This is a genomic window from Phytobacter sp. SCO41 (genome assembly GCF_003073275.1).
Taxonomy (GTDB): domain Bacteria; phylum Pseudomonadota; class Gammaproteobacteria; order Enterobacterales; family Enterobacteriaceae; genus Phytobacter; species Phytobacter diazotrophicus.
In genome coordinates this window covers 2,062,850-2,078,265 of the sequence record NZ_CP027225.1, presented here as the reverse complement: position 1 = coordinate 2,078,265, position 15,416 = coordinate 2,062,850, and the positions used below count along the sequence as shown (strand labels likewise).

At 48.9% G+C, this 15,416-nt stretch carries 17 protein-coding genes; 10 read left to right on the top strand and 7 right to left on the bottom strand.

From position 1 onward, the window contains the following. Positions 1-53: 53 nt before the first annotated feature. From sdiA to C5523_RS10015, 7 genes are all read right to left on the bottom strand, one after another. On the bottom strand, positions 54-776 hold the full coding sequence (sdiA, locus tag C5523_RS10045; RefSeq protein ID WP_041851804.1) for a transcriptional regulator SdiA: 723 nt from the start codon (positions 774-776) through the stop codon (positions 54-56). A 297-nt stretch (positions 777-1,073) separates the two neighbouring features. Further along, positions 1,074-1,826 carry an L-cystine ABC transporter ATP-binding protein TcyN gene (gene tcyN / locus C5523_RS10040; protein WP_079496411.1) on the bottom strand — a complete coding sequence of 251 codons (753 nt, stop codon included), beginning with the start codon at positions 1,824-1,826 and terminating at the stop codon, positions 1,074-1,076. Further along, positions 1,823-2,491, bottom strand: a complete 669-nt coding sequence (gene tcyL, locus C5523_RS10035; protein WP_041851806.1) for a cystine ABC transporter permease — start codon at positions 2,489-2,491, stop codon at positions 1,823-1,825. Before tcyL ends, tcyN begins: the two co-directional genes overlap by 4 nt. A 21-nt stretch (positions 2,492-2,512) precedes the next feature. Next, a complete protein-coding gene (gene dcyD / locus C5523_RS10030) occupies positions 2,513-3,499 on the bottom strand; it encodes a D-cysteine desulfhydrase (RefSeq protein ID WP_071196380.1) in 987 nt (328 codons plus the stop codon). 100 nt (positions 3,500-3,599) lie between these two features. Next, positions 3,600-4,400: a cystine ABC transporter substrate-binding protein gene (tcyJ, locus tag C5523_RS10025; RefSeq protein WP_041851808.1), complete on the bottom strand. Its 801-nt coding sequence runs from the start codon at positions 4,398-4,400 to the stop codon at positions 3,600-3,602. 84 nt (positions 4,401-4,484) lie between these two features. After that, positions 4,485-5,036: a flagella biosynthesis regulatory protein FliZ gene (gene fliZ / locus C5523_RS10020; protein ID WP_041851809.1), complete on the bottom strand. Its 552-nt coding sequence runs from the start codon at positions 5,034-5,036 to the stop codon at positions 4,485-4,487. Between the two features lie 71 nt (positions 5,037-5,107). After that, positions 5,108-5,827, bottom strand: a complete 720-nt coding sequence (locus C5523_RS10015; RefSeq protein WP_041852034.1) for an RNA polymerase sigma factor FliA — start codon at positions 5,825-5,827, stop codon at positions 5,108-5,110. A 482-nt stretch (positions 5,828-6,309) separates the two neighbouring features. Here C5523_RS10015 and C5523_RS10010 point away from each other — a divergent pair, with 482 nt between their 5' ends. From C5523_RS10010 to C5523_RS09965, 10 genes are all read left to right on the top strand, one after another. Then, positions 6,310-6,954, top strand: coding sequence for an acetyltransferase (locus C5523_RS10010; RefSeq protein WP_108701050.1), 645 nt, complete (start codon positions 6,310-6,312; stop codon positions 6,952-6,954). 91 nt (positions 6,955-7,045) lie between these two features. Further along, positions 7,046-7,288, top strand: a complete 243-nt coding sequence (locus C5523_RS10005; RefSeq protein ID WP_108701049.1) for an acyl carrier protein — start codon at positions 7,046-7,048, stop codon at positions 7,286-7,288. A gap of 3 nt (positions 7,289-7,291) precedes the next feature. Continuing rightward, entirely contained in the window at positions 7,292-8,035 is a 744-nt protein-coding gene (locus tag C5523_RS10000; RefSeq protein ID WP_108701048.1) for an SDR family NAD(P)-dependent oxidoreductase, read from the top strand. Between the two features lie 10 nt (positions 8,036-8,045). Further along, positions 8,046-8,789: an SDR family NAD(P)-dependent oxidoreductase gene (locus tag C5523_RS09995; protein WP_108701047.1), complete on the top strand. Its 744-nt coding sequence runs from the start codon at positions 8,046-8,048 to the stop codon at positions 8,787-8,789. After that, on the top strand, positions 8,786-9,610 hold the full coding sequence (locus C5523_RS09990; RefSeq protein WP_108701046.1) for a transketolase: 825 nt from the start codon (positions 8,786-8,788) through the stop codon (positions 9,608-9,610). Before C5523_RS09995 ends, C5523_RS09990 begins: the two co-directional genes overlap by 4 nt. Then, on the top strand, positions 9,607-10,569 hold the full coding sequence (locus tag C5523_RS09985; protein WP_108701045.1) for a transketolase family protein: 963 nt from the start codon (positions 9,607-9,609) through the stop codon (positions 10,567-10,569). The genes C5523_RS09990 and C5523_RS09985 overlap by 4 nt, the downstream gene beginning before the upstream one ends. After that, positions 10,569-11,948, top strand: coding sequence for an AMP-binding protein (locus tag C5523_RS09980; RefSeq protein WP_108701044.1), 1,380 nt, complete (start codon positions 10,569-10,571; stop codon positions 11,946-11,948). Before C5523_RS09985 ends, C5523_RS09980 begins: the two co-directional genes overlap by 1 nt. Further along, positions 11,932-13,017, top strand: coding sequence for an acyl-protein synthetase (locus C5523_RS09975; protein ID WP_108701043.1), 1,086 nt, complete (start codon positions 11,932-11,934; stop codon positions 13,015-13,017). Before C5523_RS09980 ends, C5523_RS09975 begins: the two co-directional genes overlap by 17 nt. After that, positions 13,001-14,242 carry an acyl-CoA reductase gene (locus C5523_RS09970; protein WP_108701042.1) on the top strand — a complete coding sequence of 414 codons (1,242 nt, stop codon included), beginning with the start codon at positions 13,001-13,003 and terminating at the stop codon, positions 14,240-14,242. The genes C5523_RS09975 and C5523_RS09970 overlap by 17 nt, the downstream gene beginning before the upstream one ends. Beyond that, on the top strand, positions 14,239-15,366 hold the full coding sequence (locus C5523_RS09965; RefSeq protein WP_108701041.1) for an FkbM family methyltransferase: 1,128 nt from the start codon (positions 14,239-14,241) through the stop codon (positions 15,364-15,366). The genes C5523_RS09970 and C5523_RS09965 overlap by 4 nt, the downstream gene beginning before the upstream one ends. Positions 15,367-15,416 lie beyond the last annotated feature (50 nt).

The following is a 15,416-nucleotide window of genomic DNA, read 5'->3' as shown; positions in this document are numbered from 1 at the left end:
CCTACAAAAGCTGGCAGCCGGTATACGTCTGGCACGCAGAACGAAGGTTCAGGTCAGATAATTCCCGTCGCAGCCGCATAACAGGCAATCTGCGTTTTATTCGGTGCGTTGAATTTTTTCTGCATGTTCTTCTGGTGAAAATTCACCGTATTCTCAGATATGGACAAAATCATAGCGATTTCGGCCGATGTCTTCCCTTCCGCTGTCCATTTCAGAATTTCTTTCTCGCGCTTACTGAATTTCATTTCTGGCGCAATGACCATATTGTCACCCAGCCGGGAAAGCGTGATCAGGCTTTGCTGAATCAGCGTTTGCAGGCGCAACTCAATCTCTTCATCATGCTGTGGATGATGGAGAATACTTGTGCGGGACACGGACAAAAATCCCATTGCGTGGTTTGGCAGCATCAAACACTGCGTAATCCCTTTGCGTAATCCAAAATCCCGCGCACCATTCCATAATTCCGGCGTCTCGTGAAATAATTTGTCATTCCACGGCAAATGCCCGTGCAGGAAATTCTCTGGTTTGAGTACCGGGTCGACAGCGAAATAATTTTCGGACTGATAATGCGCCATCCAGGCATCCGGATACGTGGTGTGTACATTGATTTTCGGGCGCGTGAACGGCACCGGATGTCGGACACACAGTGCAAAAAAATCAAATTCAAGCAGCTGCGTTTGCTGCTCTAATGTTGAATATACCTCTTCCTTGTCCGTTATCTCCTGAAAACGTAGCAGCATCTCCCTGCGCCACGAGAAAAAGTCATTATCCTGCATACTGACCGATATCACCCCTGACAATAATAATCATTATTATGGATACATTAAATTAACACATAAATCTTTTTTATAAGTGTGAAATATCGGTATCAGCGAAAATCAGTAAAAATTTTCGCAGGTTATGGCGAGCAGATAAGGCAGAAAACACTGTTTTTTGTGGGAAAACGCGACGGCGAAGCGTGGTCAAATATCTTTATTGGCAATGCATATGATTAAAAGCGCACGAATAAATTTAGCTTAAGTTAGCATTAATCACCGATTCGGAAAGCGAGTTGCTGCCGAATCGGTGAATCATTACTGCATCAGGAATTTTTCCAGAAACTGCTGTGTGCGTGGCTGCTGCGGATTGGCGAATAGCGACTTTGCAGCGCCCTGTTCGACAATGCGCCCCTGGTCCATAAAGATGGCCCGGTCCGCCACATCGCGCGCAAAGCTCATTTCATGGGTGACAATCACCATCGTCCTTTTTTCCTGCGCCAGTTGCCTGATGGTATTGAGCACCTCCCCTACCAGTTCAGGATCCAACGCCGAGGTCGGTTCATCGAACAGAATGACATCCGGGCGCATTGCCAGCGCGCGCGCAATCGCCACACGCTGCTGTTGTCCGCCGGATAAACGCCGCGGATAGCTGGTCTCTTTACCACTTAATCCGACTTTAGCCAGCAACTCTCGTGCCCGCGCTGTCGCTTCCTCTTTCGGTTCGCCTTTCACAATGACCGGGCCTTCAATAATGTTTTCCAGCACCGTACGATGCGGAAAGAGATTGAAGTTCTGGAACACAAAGCCTACATGCTGGCGCAACTGGCGAATCAAATTTTTCTGTTGTCCTATCGGTTTTGCCGTATCGATGGTTATGTCACCCACCCGAATCGTACCGCTTTCAGGCTGCTCCAGGAGATTGATACTGCGCAATAGCGTGGTTTTACCGGATCCGCTGGGCCCAATGATAGCCACCACTTCCCCTTGCGCCACGTCCAGATCGATGCCGTGCAGCACCGTCTGGCCGTGGAATTGTTTCACCAGGTTTTTCACTTCGATGGCACTCATTTCGGATCGCGCTCCTGCCGGTTCAACTGGTTTTCAAAATAGTTCTGCAACGCAGAGAGTACCGTCGCCATAACCCAGTAAATGAGCGAAGCGGCCAGATACATTGTGAACACTTCCAGCGTACGTGAGGTGATCAGTTGCGCCTGACGGAACAGTTCCGGCACCTGAATCGTCGCCGCCAGCGAGGTATCTTTCACCAGGCTGATAAAGCTGTTAGAGAGCGGCGGCAATGCCACACGCGCGGCCTGTGGCAATATTGCGCGCCGTAACGTTTGCCAGGGTGTCATCCCGATACTGGCGGCGGCTTCCCACTGCCCTTTATCGATAGACGAGATAGCCGCACGCAAGGTTTCCGAGGCGTAAGCGGCGGTATTGAGCGACAGACCGATCATCGCCGCCGGGATCGGGTCCAGCTCTATGCCAAATTGCGGCAACCCGTAGTAGATCATAAAAAGCTGGGCGATGAGCGGCGTACCACGGAAAATCGAGATATAGATGCGCGCCAGCCAGCGCACAGGGAGCAGCGGGGAGAGGCGCATTAACGCCAGCACAAACCCCAGCAGCAGGCCAAAGAACATGCCGCCGATGCTCAGTTGCAGCGTAAATACCGCCCCTTTAAGCAGGTACGGCGCAGAGTCGATCACCAGTTGTAGACTTTCTTGCATTATGGTTGTTCTGCCCGGCAATTAAACATGTGGGTGATAGGCAAACAGCGCCGGAGCGCCACCGGTGTGGACAAACAAAATCGGGCCGTCATCTTTAAAACGCTTTTGCTCAATCCCATCAAGCAGCCCTGCCATCGCCTTGCCGGTATAGACAGGATCGAGAAGAATACCTTCCAGGCGCGCAAGCAGTTTAACCGCCTCCATGCCTTCATCATTCGGCTGACCGTATCCCGGCGCAAAATAGTCATCCCAGAGGGTAATCTCTGCGCTGGCCTTCACCTCCAGCAGTTGCGCGATCTCCTGTTGCAGGGTCACTACTTTGGGTTTTTGGTCAGCCACACTGCGCGATACCGTCACGCCGATTAACTCGACATCCGGGAGCAGTTGTTCCAGACCAATCGCCAGCCCGGCATGCGTTCCGGCGCTGCCCGACGCCACCACGACCGAAGAGAGCCCCACGGCACCTTCACACTGTTGGGCAATTTCTAACGCACTTTCGACATAACCCAGCGCCCCCAGCGCGTTTGAGCCGCCAACCGGAATCACGTAAGGGCGAAAACCCTGCGCTTCAATACGTGTTGCCAGCTCATCCAGTTGGCGTTTGGGATCGGTCAGCGCGTCGCACATTTCGATTTGCGTATTAAACAGGTCCAGCAACAGGCGGTTACCGTTGGTCAGATAGTTTTCCGCGGTCGTGCCAATAGGATTTTCCAACAGCGCCACGCAGTGCAGCCCCAACTTTGCCGCCACCGCCGCCGTCTGGCGCACGTGGTTAGACTGAATAGCCCCTGCGGTAATCAGTGTGTCGGCCCCTTCGCGTAGCGCGTCTGCGGCGAGAAACTCCAGCTTACGCAGCTTGTTCCCCCCCATCGCCATGGGGGTAACATCATCGCGCTTAATAAAGATGTCACGACCGACGAAATCAGAAAAGCGCGGCAGGTATTCAAGCGGCGTCGGCGCGCCGATAAATTCCAGGCGGGGAAAACGGGTGAGATTTTGCAAGGACATCGATCCTCCGGTAGCGAGATAGGAATGGCTTTTATTATGCACGTATACCGCGCGTAAATAAAAAAGGCGCTGAAGGTAGCGCCTTTTTCTTACGGAGAGATTACTTCGTTACATCAGCGCCGAACCATTTTTCCGATAGCGCTTTCAGCGTGCCGTCTTTCTGCATGTCGGCAATCGCCGCATCAATGGCTTTCAGCAAGTCTTCGTTACCTTTGCGCAATGCGATACCGGATTCCTGACGAGAGAAAGCATCACCCGCAACGGCCAGCGTATTGTTGGTTTTTTTCACCAAATCGAGGGCGGCCAGGCGGTCCACCAGAATGGCGTCAATGCGGCCTACACGCAGATCCTGGTATTTGGTCGGGTCATCATCGTAGGTGCGGATATCCACGCCCTGCACGTTGGCACGCAGCCACTCTTCATAGTTAGTACCCAGACCCACACCCACTTTTTTGCCTTTCAGATCGGCTGCTGATTTGATGCTTCCTTCATTGCCTTTTTTCACCAGCGCCTGAATCCCGGAGACGGTGTAGGGGGTGGAGAAATCATATTTTTTCTTACGTTCGTCAGAGATGGTGACCTGGTTAATCACCACATCAATACGTTTTGAATCCAGCGACGCCAGCATGCCATCCCACTTGGTGGGTTTCAGGTCCGCTTTCACGCCCAAATGTTTCGCCAGCGCATCGGCAAACTCCACTTCAAACCCGGTAAGCTTGCCATCATCCCCCTGGAAACTGAACGGCGGATAAGTGCCTTCCAGTCCAACCAGCAAGGTGCCACGCTCTTTAACTTTATTCAGTAGATTTTCAGCGGCGAACGTTTTGACGCTCATCCCCGCAACCAGCGCGACAGCCATAACCCCCATCAGCGCCTGACGACCCAAAAGTGCAAGTTTCATAGTGACTCCGACCAGAAAATGAAGAGCGTAACGCACGGTACCTGAATCATTTTCAGGCACCTGTGCGTCACATTTTATTCATTTTTAATATATATCAGATCGAGCACCGACAGCGATCTTTTGCACAACGTTAAAGCGTGATTGTGCTTTAAATTGTGCGTACTTACGCAGCGCGATACGGTAATTATTGGTACTGGTGGTAGGTAACCAGGGTTCCAGATTCTCATCAGGGTACCCTTCGTCAAGAAGATCACGGGAGATATTAAGCTCACTCAAATGATTTCCGAGGCGGCGAAGACGAACGACGTATTCACGCACCGTGCCATGGCTCATTTCAGTGTGATCGAACAGGAATTGTTTAAATCCAATGATATCGAAGAAATCACTTTGCTCTTTGCAATGCAGGTCCCCGCAGAATCGGCAGAGTGCCACCCATTCTTTTTGTTCCTGCTGCCAGGCTGCCTCATCCAGAAGCATATCCAGGCGTGAGATTGCAATTTTGTTCACAATTTCGCCTCGACGCACCAGGGTGATGCGGTCGAGTAATTTGTGACAATGTGCGCAATGCGTTTGGCTGTGTTTAAAGTCTTTTAAATAGCGGCTTAGTGGCCGTCTTTTAGGTTGCTGCACCGTCATGATAACTCCTGGTTGTCAATGCGTTGTGCGGCATTTTTCAGGGGCGATCCAGTACAGACAGTCTCACCAACCTATAACTTACCCAGCTTTGTACGTAAGCGCTTAATAGCCTGACTATGCAATTGGCTAACCCGAGACTCTCCGACGTCAAGAACAGCGCCAATCTCTTTGAGATTAAGCTCTTCCTGATAATAAAGCGTCAGAACCAGTTGTTCGCGCTCCGGTAAGGATTCAATGGCTTCCATTACACGGTGACGCAAATTACTTTCCATTAACTGGAATAACGGGTTTTCCTGTTGATGATCGTCAGTCACCACTTCGATACTGTCACCATGCTCTTCTCGCCATTCGTCATAGGAGAAAAGCTGGCTATTATTGGTATCAAGCAACATCTGACGGTATTCTTCAACCGGAACACCGAGGCGTTGTGCAACTTCTGTTTCGGTCGCATTACGTCCCAGCTCTTGCTCAAGTTGCCCCATAGCCTGTGCTACTTCGCGAGCGTTACGCCGGACACTGCGCGGTACCCAATCACGGCTGCGCAATTCATCCAGCATAGCCCCACGAATGCGCTGCACTGCGTAAGTGGTAAATGCCGTTCCTTGCAGAGCGTCGTATCGGTCCACTGCATTCAGTAACCCGATCCCGCCCGCCTGTAGCAGATCGTCCAGTTCCACACTCGCCGGCAAACGCACCTGCAGGCGCAATGCTTCGTGACGCACCAGAGGTACATAACGCTGCCACAGCGAGTGTTTATCCATTACACCTTCAGCGGTATAGAGTGAATTCACGATAAACAGCCCTGCGTTAGTTTGAGTTATCGGCATGATTATCCGATTCTGTAGCACTTTTAATCGGATGAATAGTGGGTGAAATGGGGGGTTATTTGCATTAATAAAAAAATACACATCGTCGAAAATGAATTTTGTAAAGAATTCATGACGATCTCTATAACGACGCAACTGTGACATCGGAAATTGTGCTCATTTTTAACGCATTATGATAAAAGGTTTTGTCTGATGTCACCGATTTCATTACATAAACAGCTCGTTATCCTTTGATTTTACAAAGCATTAACAGTGAATTTATTCTATCCGCTAATTAGCGAGATAAAATGATGGTTATTTACTAACTGGAAATACATGTCTGTCGTTTAGATTAGAGTATTAATGACAATTCTCTCCTCTTTTCTCGAGCGTCAAGCGAGAATGCGATGATAACTTCTGCGCATAGATACCAATACTGAGAGACTGCGGCTAAATTAGAGGATACGATGAAACTAGCAATCTACGGGGCTGGTGGGCTCGGCAGAGAGGTTCTCGAGCTTGCGATGCAAATCAATAAGTTGCAATCGCGCTGGTCAAGTCTTTGTTTTATTGATGACATCAACGCCAACAGGCAATTAAAAAGCCACGACATTTTATCGCTTGCGCTTATCTCACCACAAGAGTACGAAGTTGTGGTTGCGGTGGGTGAACCCAGTTTACGAAAGTACCTTGCGGAGAAAGCTAAAGACGCAGGCTTTAACCTCGCCACGCTGATCCATCCCGACGCCTATATTAGCAGTGATACAACAATCGGTATGGGTTCGGTCATATGTTATGGCGCTTTCATTTCTTGCGATACAGTTATCGGAGACAATGTCCATTTACAGCCCAATGCGAGTCTTGGCCACGATTGTTGTATCGGTAATCATTGCGTAATTTCCTCATATGCCAATCTTGCAGGCCATTGTATTGTTGGCGATCTGACGTTTATTGGTATGAATGCCGTTGTGCGTGAAACCAGCACTATTGGCGCTGAAACCATTATCAGCATGGGCTCTGCAGTCTTTAATGATATCGCTTCCGGTGTGATCGCGATGGGCAATCCTGCACGCGCCATCCGCAAAAATGATGAAAAGAAAGTATTTCGTTAAGCCGCTGTGCTCACGAAACATCATGCACTACGCCGCCCGCATGTGGGCTGAATGAATTTAACCTAATTTCCAAGCTACTCTGGAGAAAAAGATGTCAAACCTGGAAACCTATAACCGTATTTTCGTTGAAACCTTTGAAGTTGCTGAGGAAACTCTCCCTGGCTACAAATATCAGGACACACCATCCTGGGATTCCGTTGGCCATATGACCATGATCGCCTCTCTGGAAGATGCATTCGACATAATGATGGACACTGATGACATCATCGAATTTGCCTCCTGGGAAAAAGGTAAAGAGATCTTGAAAAAATACGACGTGGAATTCCAGGACTAACTTATGTTGCTGAAAGCGAAAACGGCTGTCATCACCGGTTGTCTGCAAGGCATTGGTAAAGCGACGCTGGAAACCTTCGCCAAAGCAGGCGCCAATGTGTTTGCTTGTTGCCAGGCGGAAGATCCCGAATTTACGGCATTCGTTGGGCAACTGAGCGCGAAATACCAGGTTGATATTATCCCGGTTTATTTTGATCTGACGGATAGCGATGCCATTAAACAGGCGGCAATGTCCATCCAGAAAAGCAAAAGACCCGTTGATATTCTTGTGAACATCGCAGGGGCCAATTTTGATGCCAATTTCCAGATGGTGACCCTTGAACAGTTGCAAAAGACCTTCACGATCAATTTCTTTTCGCAGATTGCCTTTACGCAATATATTGCGCGGTTAATGTTACGCCAGAAAAAAGGCAGCATCATCAATATTTCCAGCATCTCGGCCCTGGATGGCAACCCGGGACAGCTCGCCTATGCCAGTGCAAAAGCGGCATGGATAGCAGCAACGAAAACAATGTCCGCCGAGCTTGGACCTCAGGGTGTACGCGTCAATGCCATCGCACCGGGCGTCATCAGTACGGCAATGACAGCCTCTCTTCCGGAAGAGGTGATGGCACGTCAAATGTTACGCTGTGAACTGAAACGTCCGGGTCAACCAGAAGAAGTTGCTAACGCGCTGATGTGGCTCGCATCTGATGCCTCCAGCTACGTCACAGGACAAGTTATCCGCATTGATGGCGGTATGGGTTAAGGTAAAGACTATGTTGATGCAAGGAAAAAACGTTCTGATAACTGGCTGCCGGCGTGGGATGGGCCGAGCCATGGTTGAGATCTTTGCTGCGAACGGTGCCAATATTTATGCGCATGCACGTGAGGCTGATGAGTCTTTTGTCAGCGATATGGCAGAGGTAGCACTACGCTATGATGTCGAAATCTGGCCACTGTGCTTTGAAATGACCGACTACGATGCCATGAAGCTAGCCGTAAAACGCGTGATGAGTGAAAAACGCCCACTGGATGCAGTAGTTAATAACGCCGGTATCACGCTCAACAGTTTGTTCCAGATGACAAGTGAAGCACAGTTACGCGCTCAGTTCGAAGTCAATTTCTTCTCGGTTTATCTGTTCTCACAATATGTTGCCAAGCTGATGACCCGCAACCAACGCGGCAGCATTATCAACATTGCCTCTACAGCCGGTGAAGATGGAAATCCAGGCAAATCAGCCTATGGCGCATCCAAAGCCGCATTGATTGCGATGACTAAATCCATAGCTGCTGAACTTGGTGAGAAAGGTATTCGTGCGAATTGTATTGCGCCGGGCATTACTGACACTGAAATGCTATTGACGATGCCAGCTCAAGTCGTAGAAGAGGCAAAAAAAGGTGCTGATCTGCGCCGGGCGGGTGAGCCTTCGGAAATAGCTCAGGCGGCGCTGTTCCTCGCCAGCGACCTTTCCAGCTATATAACTGGTCAGACAATCCGTGTGGATGGTGGTTTAAAATGAAGCAAAACTCACAGAGTTTGAGTGAATCGGCGCAACGAATTCGCAGGCGTATTCTGAGCGTAGCGCATCATGCACCAAGTGATGGTGTTCATGTCTCGCCGGCCCTGTCGATGGTTGATGTGCTAAGCGTTTTGTTTGGTCGCGTGATGCGCTACAACCCGCAAGCGATCACTGACCGCCAGCGCGACGTGTTCATTTTAAGTAAAGGCCACGCAGCATTAGGGCTTTACGCAACGCTCTGTGAGTACGGCATTATCAGTGAAGAACAGCTAAACCGTTTTGAAATCAACGGTGACGTTTTGCAGGTGCATCCGACAAAACATCCGGAATACGGGATTGATTTTTCGGGTGGCAGTCTGGCTCAGGGACTCTCTTTCGCCTCCGGACTGGCAATGGGACGTCGGCTGAGAGGTGAAAGCTGGCACACCTATGCACTCGTCGGTGACGGCGAATGTAACGAAGGAGCTATCTGGGAAAGTGCATTTTTAGCCGCACATCAACAGTTGGATAATTTGACATTAATTGTTGACCGCAACGGACTGCAATCCGATGGATTCACCCAGGATGTGTTGCGGATGGATCTGGAAGCGTTATGGAGGGCGTGCCACTGGGAAACCCTTGTTTGCGATGGCCATGACATTGATGCCTTGCTGTCGGCTTTTGACGCCCCCCACCATGGTAAACCCAAAGTGATTATCGCCAATACCATCAAAGGTAAAGGCGTTTCGTTTATGGAAAACAATAAAGAGTTTCATCGTAATCGCGTTTCTGCTCAGCAACTTGAAGATGCGCTGAATGAGCTTAACGGAGGCGTGCAATGATCGCATTTAAACCCGCGACAATCCGCTCCTGGGCCATGCTGGGTTCGCGTGGCACTTTTGGGATGGCACTGCTGGAATTGGCACAAGAAAACGAAAGTATTGTCGCCTTATCGGGTGACCTTTGCAAATCCTCAGGATTAGACCGTTTCAGCACAACTTTCCCTAACCGCTTCATTAATGCGGGTATTGCAGAACAAAACATGGTCGGTGCCGCTGCAGGGCTTGCTGCAAGCGGTTTCATCCCATTCGTGACCTCATTCCCGAATTTTCTTACGCTTCGTGCCGCTGAACAGGTGCGACTAAATCTGGGTTACATGCAGGAAAATGTTAAACTTGTTGGCCTTGCCTCCGGACTTGCTACCGGTATGTTTGGTGCGACACACCACGGTATCGAAGATCTCGCCCTGCTACGCTCAGTTTCGAATATCACCATCTTCTCACCCGCGGATTGTACCGCTACGGTGAAAATGACGCAGGCTGCGCTGGCTCATAATGGTCCAGTTTATCTGCGTCTGACGGGCGGAATGCGGGCACCTATCGTCTATAAAGAAGATTTTGAGCTCATACCGGGCAAAGCCATTTCCCTGCGTGAAGGTACTGATATCGCTATTGTCGCGACCGGAAGTATGGTGCATACGGCACTGGTTACCGCTGACTTGCTCAGCGATCACGGCATTAATGCTGCCGTGATTGATATGCATACCATTAAACCGCTGGATGAAGCCTCACTCGGACAACATCTTGATAAAAAGCTGCTGGTTACGCTCGAAGAGCACAGCGTTATTGGCGGGCTTGGCAGCGCCATCGCTGAATATCTGGCAGGAACGGAAAACAGTCCTCGCCAACTGCGTCTGGGCATTCCGCAGGGCTATCCGCACTCGGGTGATTACGCCTGGATGCTTGAACAAAGCGGTTTGACTGCTGAGCAGGTTACCGCGCGCATCATGAGTACACTGTGATGTCCAAATTTTATGATTTATCCCAACCTGCATCACGAACGGCGCTTATCGACGATCGTGGCATGACGCTCAGCTATGGTGAACTGGCGCAACGGGTGCAATCCCTCGCAGAAATGCTCCCTTCAAGGACGTTGGTTTTTATATTTTGTCGTAACCAGGTAGAAACAGTTGTTGGTTACCTGGCCTGCCTGCAAAAGGATGCCGTTGCACTTTTACTTGATGATAATCTGGACGCCACGCTAATTGAACACCTCATCCAGACCTATAAACCTTCATGGCTCTGGCGCCCAATAGACGACTGTTACCAATTGCTGAACACTGGATTACCGCGGTGGCCTTTACATGATTCTCTGGCGCTTCTGATGACGACATCCGGATCTACTGGTAGTCCGAAACTGGTGCGTTTAAGTAAACAGAATCTCGAAAGCAACGCAGCGAGCATTGCGCAGTACCTGGGGCTGACTGCGGAAGAACGCGGGCTGGTTAGTCTGCCGATAAACTATGTTTACGGGCTGTCGATTATTAACAGTCATCTCAGCGTCGGTGCAACCCTTCTTCTTACAGGAAAAAGTGTCATGCAACGCGAGCTGTGGAATTTTGTACGTGAAGAACGCGCCAGTTCCTTTGCAGGCGTGCCTTACACCTATGAGATATTGAAAAAACTGCGGTTTATGCGTATGGATTTACCAGACTTACGCACACTGACCCAGGCTGGAGGCAAATTGTCGGCGGCATTACAGCAAGAATTTACCGAATATGCAGAGCAGTCTGGTAAGCAGTTCATCGTGATGTACGGAGCAGCAGAAGCGACCTCGCGTATGGCATGGCTTGCGCCACAGGATGCATCTACCCGTTATGGCTCCATTGGCAAACCGATCCCGGGCGGTGAATTTATGCTGCTCGACAGTGACGACAAACCTATAACAACGCCTGGTGTTGCCGGAGAGCTGGTGTATCGCGGTGCAAATGTTGCGCTCGGTTACGCAGAGAAAGGGGAAGATTTAACGCTTGGCGATCAGTTTGCCGGAACATTACACACAGGCGATATTGCAACCTGTGATGCCGATGGTTTTTACAGCATCATTGGACGTAAAAAACGCTTTCTCAAGATTTTTGGTAACCGCGTGGGCATGGATGAGATGGAATCGCTGCTAAAAAATGCGTTCCCAGGTATCACATGCGCTTGCGATGGCCGCGATGATCTTTTGTGTATCTTCCTTACGGATGCCTCACTCGCCGATACAGTGAAACACTACGCGGCCAACTTAAGTAAGCTTCACGCATCCGCATTTCGTATCATTGTATTGGATGCCATTCCTGTCAACGCCGCAGGAAAAACGCTCTATCACAGGCTAAAAAATTATGTCCCTTCCGTTTGAGGATATCCTCTCGATAGAGCCTTACTCACTGGCGCGTGAAGAAAAAAGGGCGCTCTTACTTGATCGTTTACGCGCACTGACGGCGTTACACTACGCCCAGTGTGAGCCTTATCACCGCATGCTTGATGCGCAATCGATTATTCCCGATTCAATTAATAATATTGAAGACTTTCCCTTTCTGCCTGTTTCACTTTTTAAGACGTTGACGCTAAAAAGCATACCAGACGAGGCTGTGGTAAAGACCATGACCTCATCCGGTACCACCGGCCAACAGGTATCACGCATTTTTCTCGATAAAACAACCGCGGCATATCAGCAAAAAACACTGGTTAAAATCGTCAGTCAATTTACCGGCGCAGGGCGACTCCCACTACTGATTCTGGATACCCCTGGCGTGCTGAAAGACAGGCTGCAGTTTTCCGCCCGAGGGGCTGGCATTCTGGGGTTTTCACTGTTTGGTTCAGACAGGACGTGGGCATTGGACGAGGCGATGAATCTTGATTTCGATGCCATCGAGGCATTTTTGTCCAGGCATGCGGGTAAACGTATTTTACTGTTCGGCTTTACTTTTATGGTCTGGCAGCATTTCTATAAAGCGCTGGCAGCCAGCGGCAAAACCCTGGATCTCACCAATGCGTTGCTCATCCATGGTGGTGGCTGGAAAAAATTACAAAGCGAAGCAGTTTCACCTGAGGATTTTGCTGCCCGTCTGAAAAGCGTCTGTGGGCTACCAGCCGTGCACGATTATTATGGCATGGTAGAACAGACAGGATGCATTTATATGCAGTGCGAACAAGGACATCTGCATACGAGTATTTTCTCCGATGTAATTATTCGCCAACCACATGATTTCTCCAGTGCGCCGGTGGGCACCAGCGGAATTATCCAGGTACTTTCACTCCTGCCCGAATCTTACCCCGGTCATTCACTTCTTACCGAAGATGAGGGGATACTCCTTGGTGAAGATGATTGTCCATGTGGACGTAAAGGAAAATATTTCAAGATCTTAGGCCGCCTGAAGAAAGCTGAACTACGGGGATGTAGCGATACCTATGCCGTACAATTTTGATGGATTGAATGTGGTGCTGGGCGAATTGTCTGCCCTGACATTGATGAAAGAACTTCCACCACTGCCCCCTTTCTCCGATCCAGTGATTGCATTTTTGGACGCGTTCTCACGACGGGTCATGCATGATGGCGAAGCCAAAAGCTGGCCTGACGTCATCAGCCTTGGTTTCTGGTGCCGCCGGGCATCGATTGAAAAAATGCGTGCAAACAATGGTGATCTCTCTAACCGCATCGGGCGTGGGGTGGCATTCCACATTGCTCCGGGAAACGTCGCGGCCAACTTCGCTTACTCACTTTTTACGGGCTTACTGAGTGGTAATGCCAATATCGTGCGCCTGCCGGGTCGCGATCACCCTCAGGTGTCAGTGATTACCCGCTTACTTGATGAAACTCTCCACCTGGAACCTTCGCTGGCCTCTTATATTTGCCTGGTTCGCTACGATCGCCAGCAGGCGATTAACGATGCACTCTCCGCATGTTGTGACACCCGTATAATCTGGGGAGGGGATGAGACAATTGCGCAGATTCGCCGCTCCCCGCTACACGCCCGCGCATTAGATATTGCTTTTTCCGATCGTTATTCCATTGCTGTTATTGATGCAGATAGCTATCTGATTCATCCAGAAAAAAAGCAGTTAGCCCAGGCCTTCTATAACGATACCCTGCTCAATGATCAAAATGCCTGCTCATCGCCTTCGCTGGTGGTATGGACCGGGCGGGATACCGATACGGCACGCTCACTTTTCTGGCAGCATTTTCAGATACTGGCAGAAAAACGCTATCCGCTGGAGCCTGTCATGGCAATTGAAAAACGCGCCCGTCTCTGTGTCATAAGTACACAATATCCGGGAGTGAAGAAAGTTTCAGGTGAAAGCAATATGCTTGTGCGCGTCGAGTTACCCACTCTGGACGCCTCTGTTCTGGCATTGCGCGGCAACTGCGGCTTTTTCATGGAATATGTTGCAAACAACCTTGATGAGATAAATGCAGTTTGTGGGGAACGCTGCCAAACGCTGGCGAGCTTTGGTATTTCCAGTGATGCCTTCTCTGCCTGGCTTAGCAGAGCACGTCCTAAAGGGATCGATCGTATTGTACCGATCGGTCGTACGCTTGATTTCAGTCTGCAATGGGATGGTTATGATCTTATTGCCATGCTGACGCGAAAATATCAGTTATTACCTAAGCGAGCAGATAATATTTCTACTCAGAAACAGAGCGCAAAATGAAAACATTATTTAACTCAATACAAGTCAGTAAAAATCATTTCATCGACACTATCGAGAATATGATTAAAAATGGCGACGAAATTGTGCTTTTTGGCGCTGGTTTTATTGCACGTATAACAGCAGAGTTCATGCAACGTCAGAACATGCCAATCGACTATGTGGCTGTCAACAGTGAACATCTACTTCCAGGAAGCGAAATTAACTGCCATCCTGTTACTTCACTAGAAAAGCTTGAAACGCAAGGGAAACGCTACAATTACATTGTAGCAATACAGTTCTATACTGAAGAACTTATTGCCCGGTTACGCTTTACCGCAAATGAAATACTTTTTTATGATTGCATGTTTATCGGCATTAATGCAGATGAAATTTACACTCCTGAATGGTTAAATGCGCATGAACCGATACTAGAGGATTTTTACCAAAATTTGGGTGATGACAAATCACGTAGAACACTTACTGCTTTTTTGAATCAACGACTCAGTGCTCAGGAAGGATGGTTTCATCAGGAATATCATCCCCAACAATATTTCCCACAAGAGATAATCAAGTTAGGCAAAAATGAAGTATTCGTCGACTGTGGTGCATATACAGGTGACAGCATAGATGCTTTCGTCAATGCGCTTAAAAGCAGCCAAGCCGGAGAGCCATCTAAAATTATTGCATTTGAACCTGATGTTAAAAATTTTGCTCATTTAGTGGCATCGACCTCAAATTTAAAGCAATGCGTGTGTTTACAAGCAGGAGTCTGGCATGAGGCGACCAAATTGTATTTCAATTCCTCGAATGAGCAAACTTCATCCCTTACATGTAATAGTGATGGTGATGCTGTAAGCCTGTTGACAATAGATGAAGTTACTGCAAATGAAAAAGTGACTTTCCTAAAAATGGACATTGAAGGTGCTGAAATGGCTGCTCTACATGGGGCGAAAAAAACTATTAGAATGAATAAACCCACATTGGCTTTGAGCATTTATCACAAGCCGGAAGATATAATTAACATCCCACGTTTTTTAAAATCTATACATCCCGATTATAAATTCTGGTTACGCGCACATCACCCACGGCTTTCATGCGATATGGTTTTGTATGCCATCCCGCCTGAAAAAGTGATTGCACAATAAAAATCTAAAATTAAAAAGCCAGCCAAGAGACACTTTGCTGGCCTTTTTCA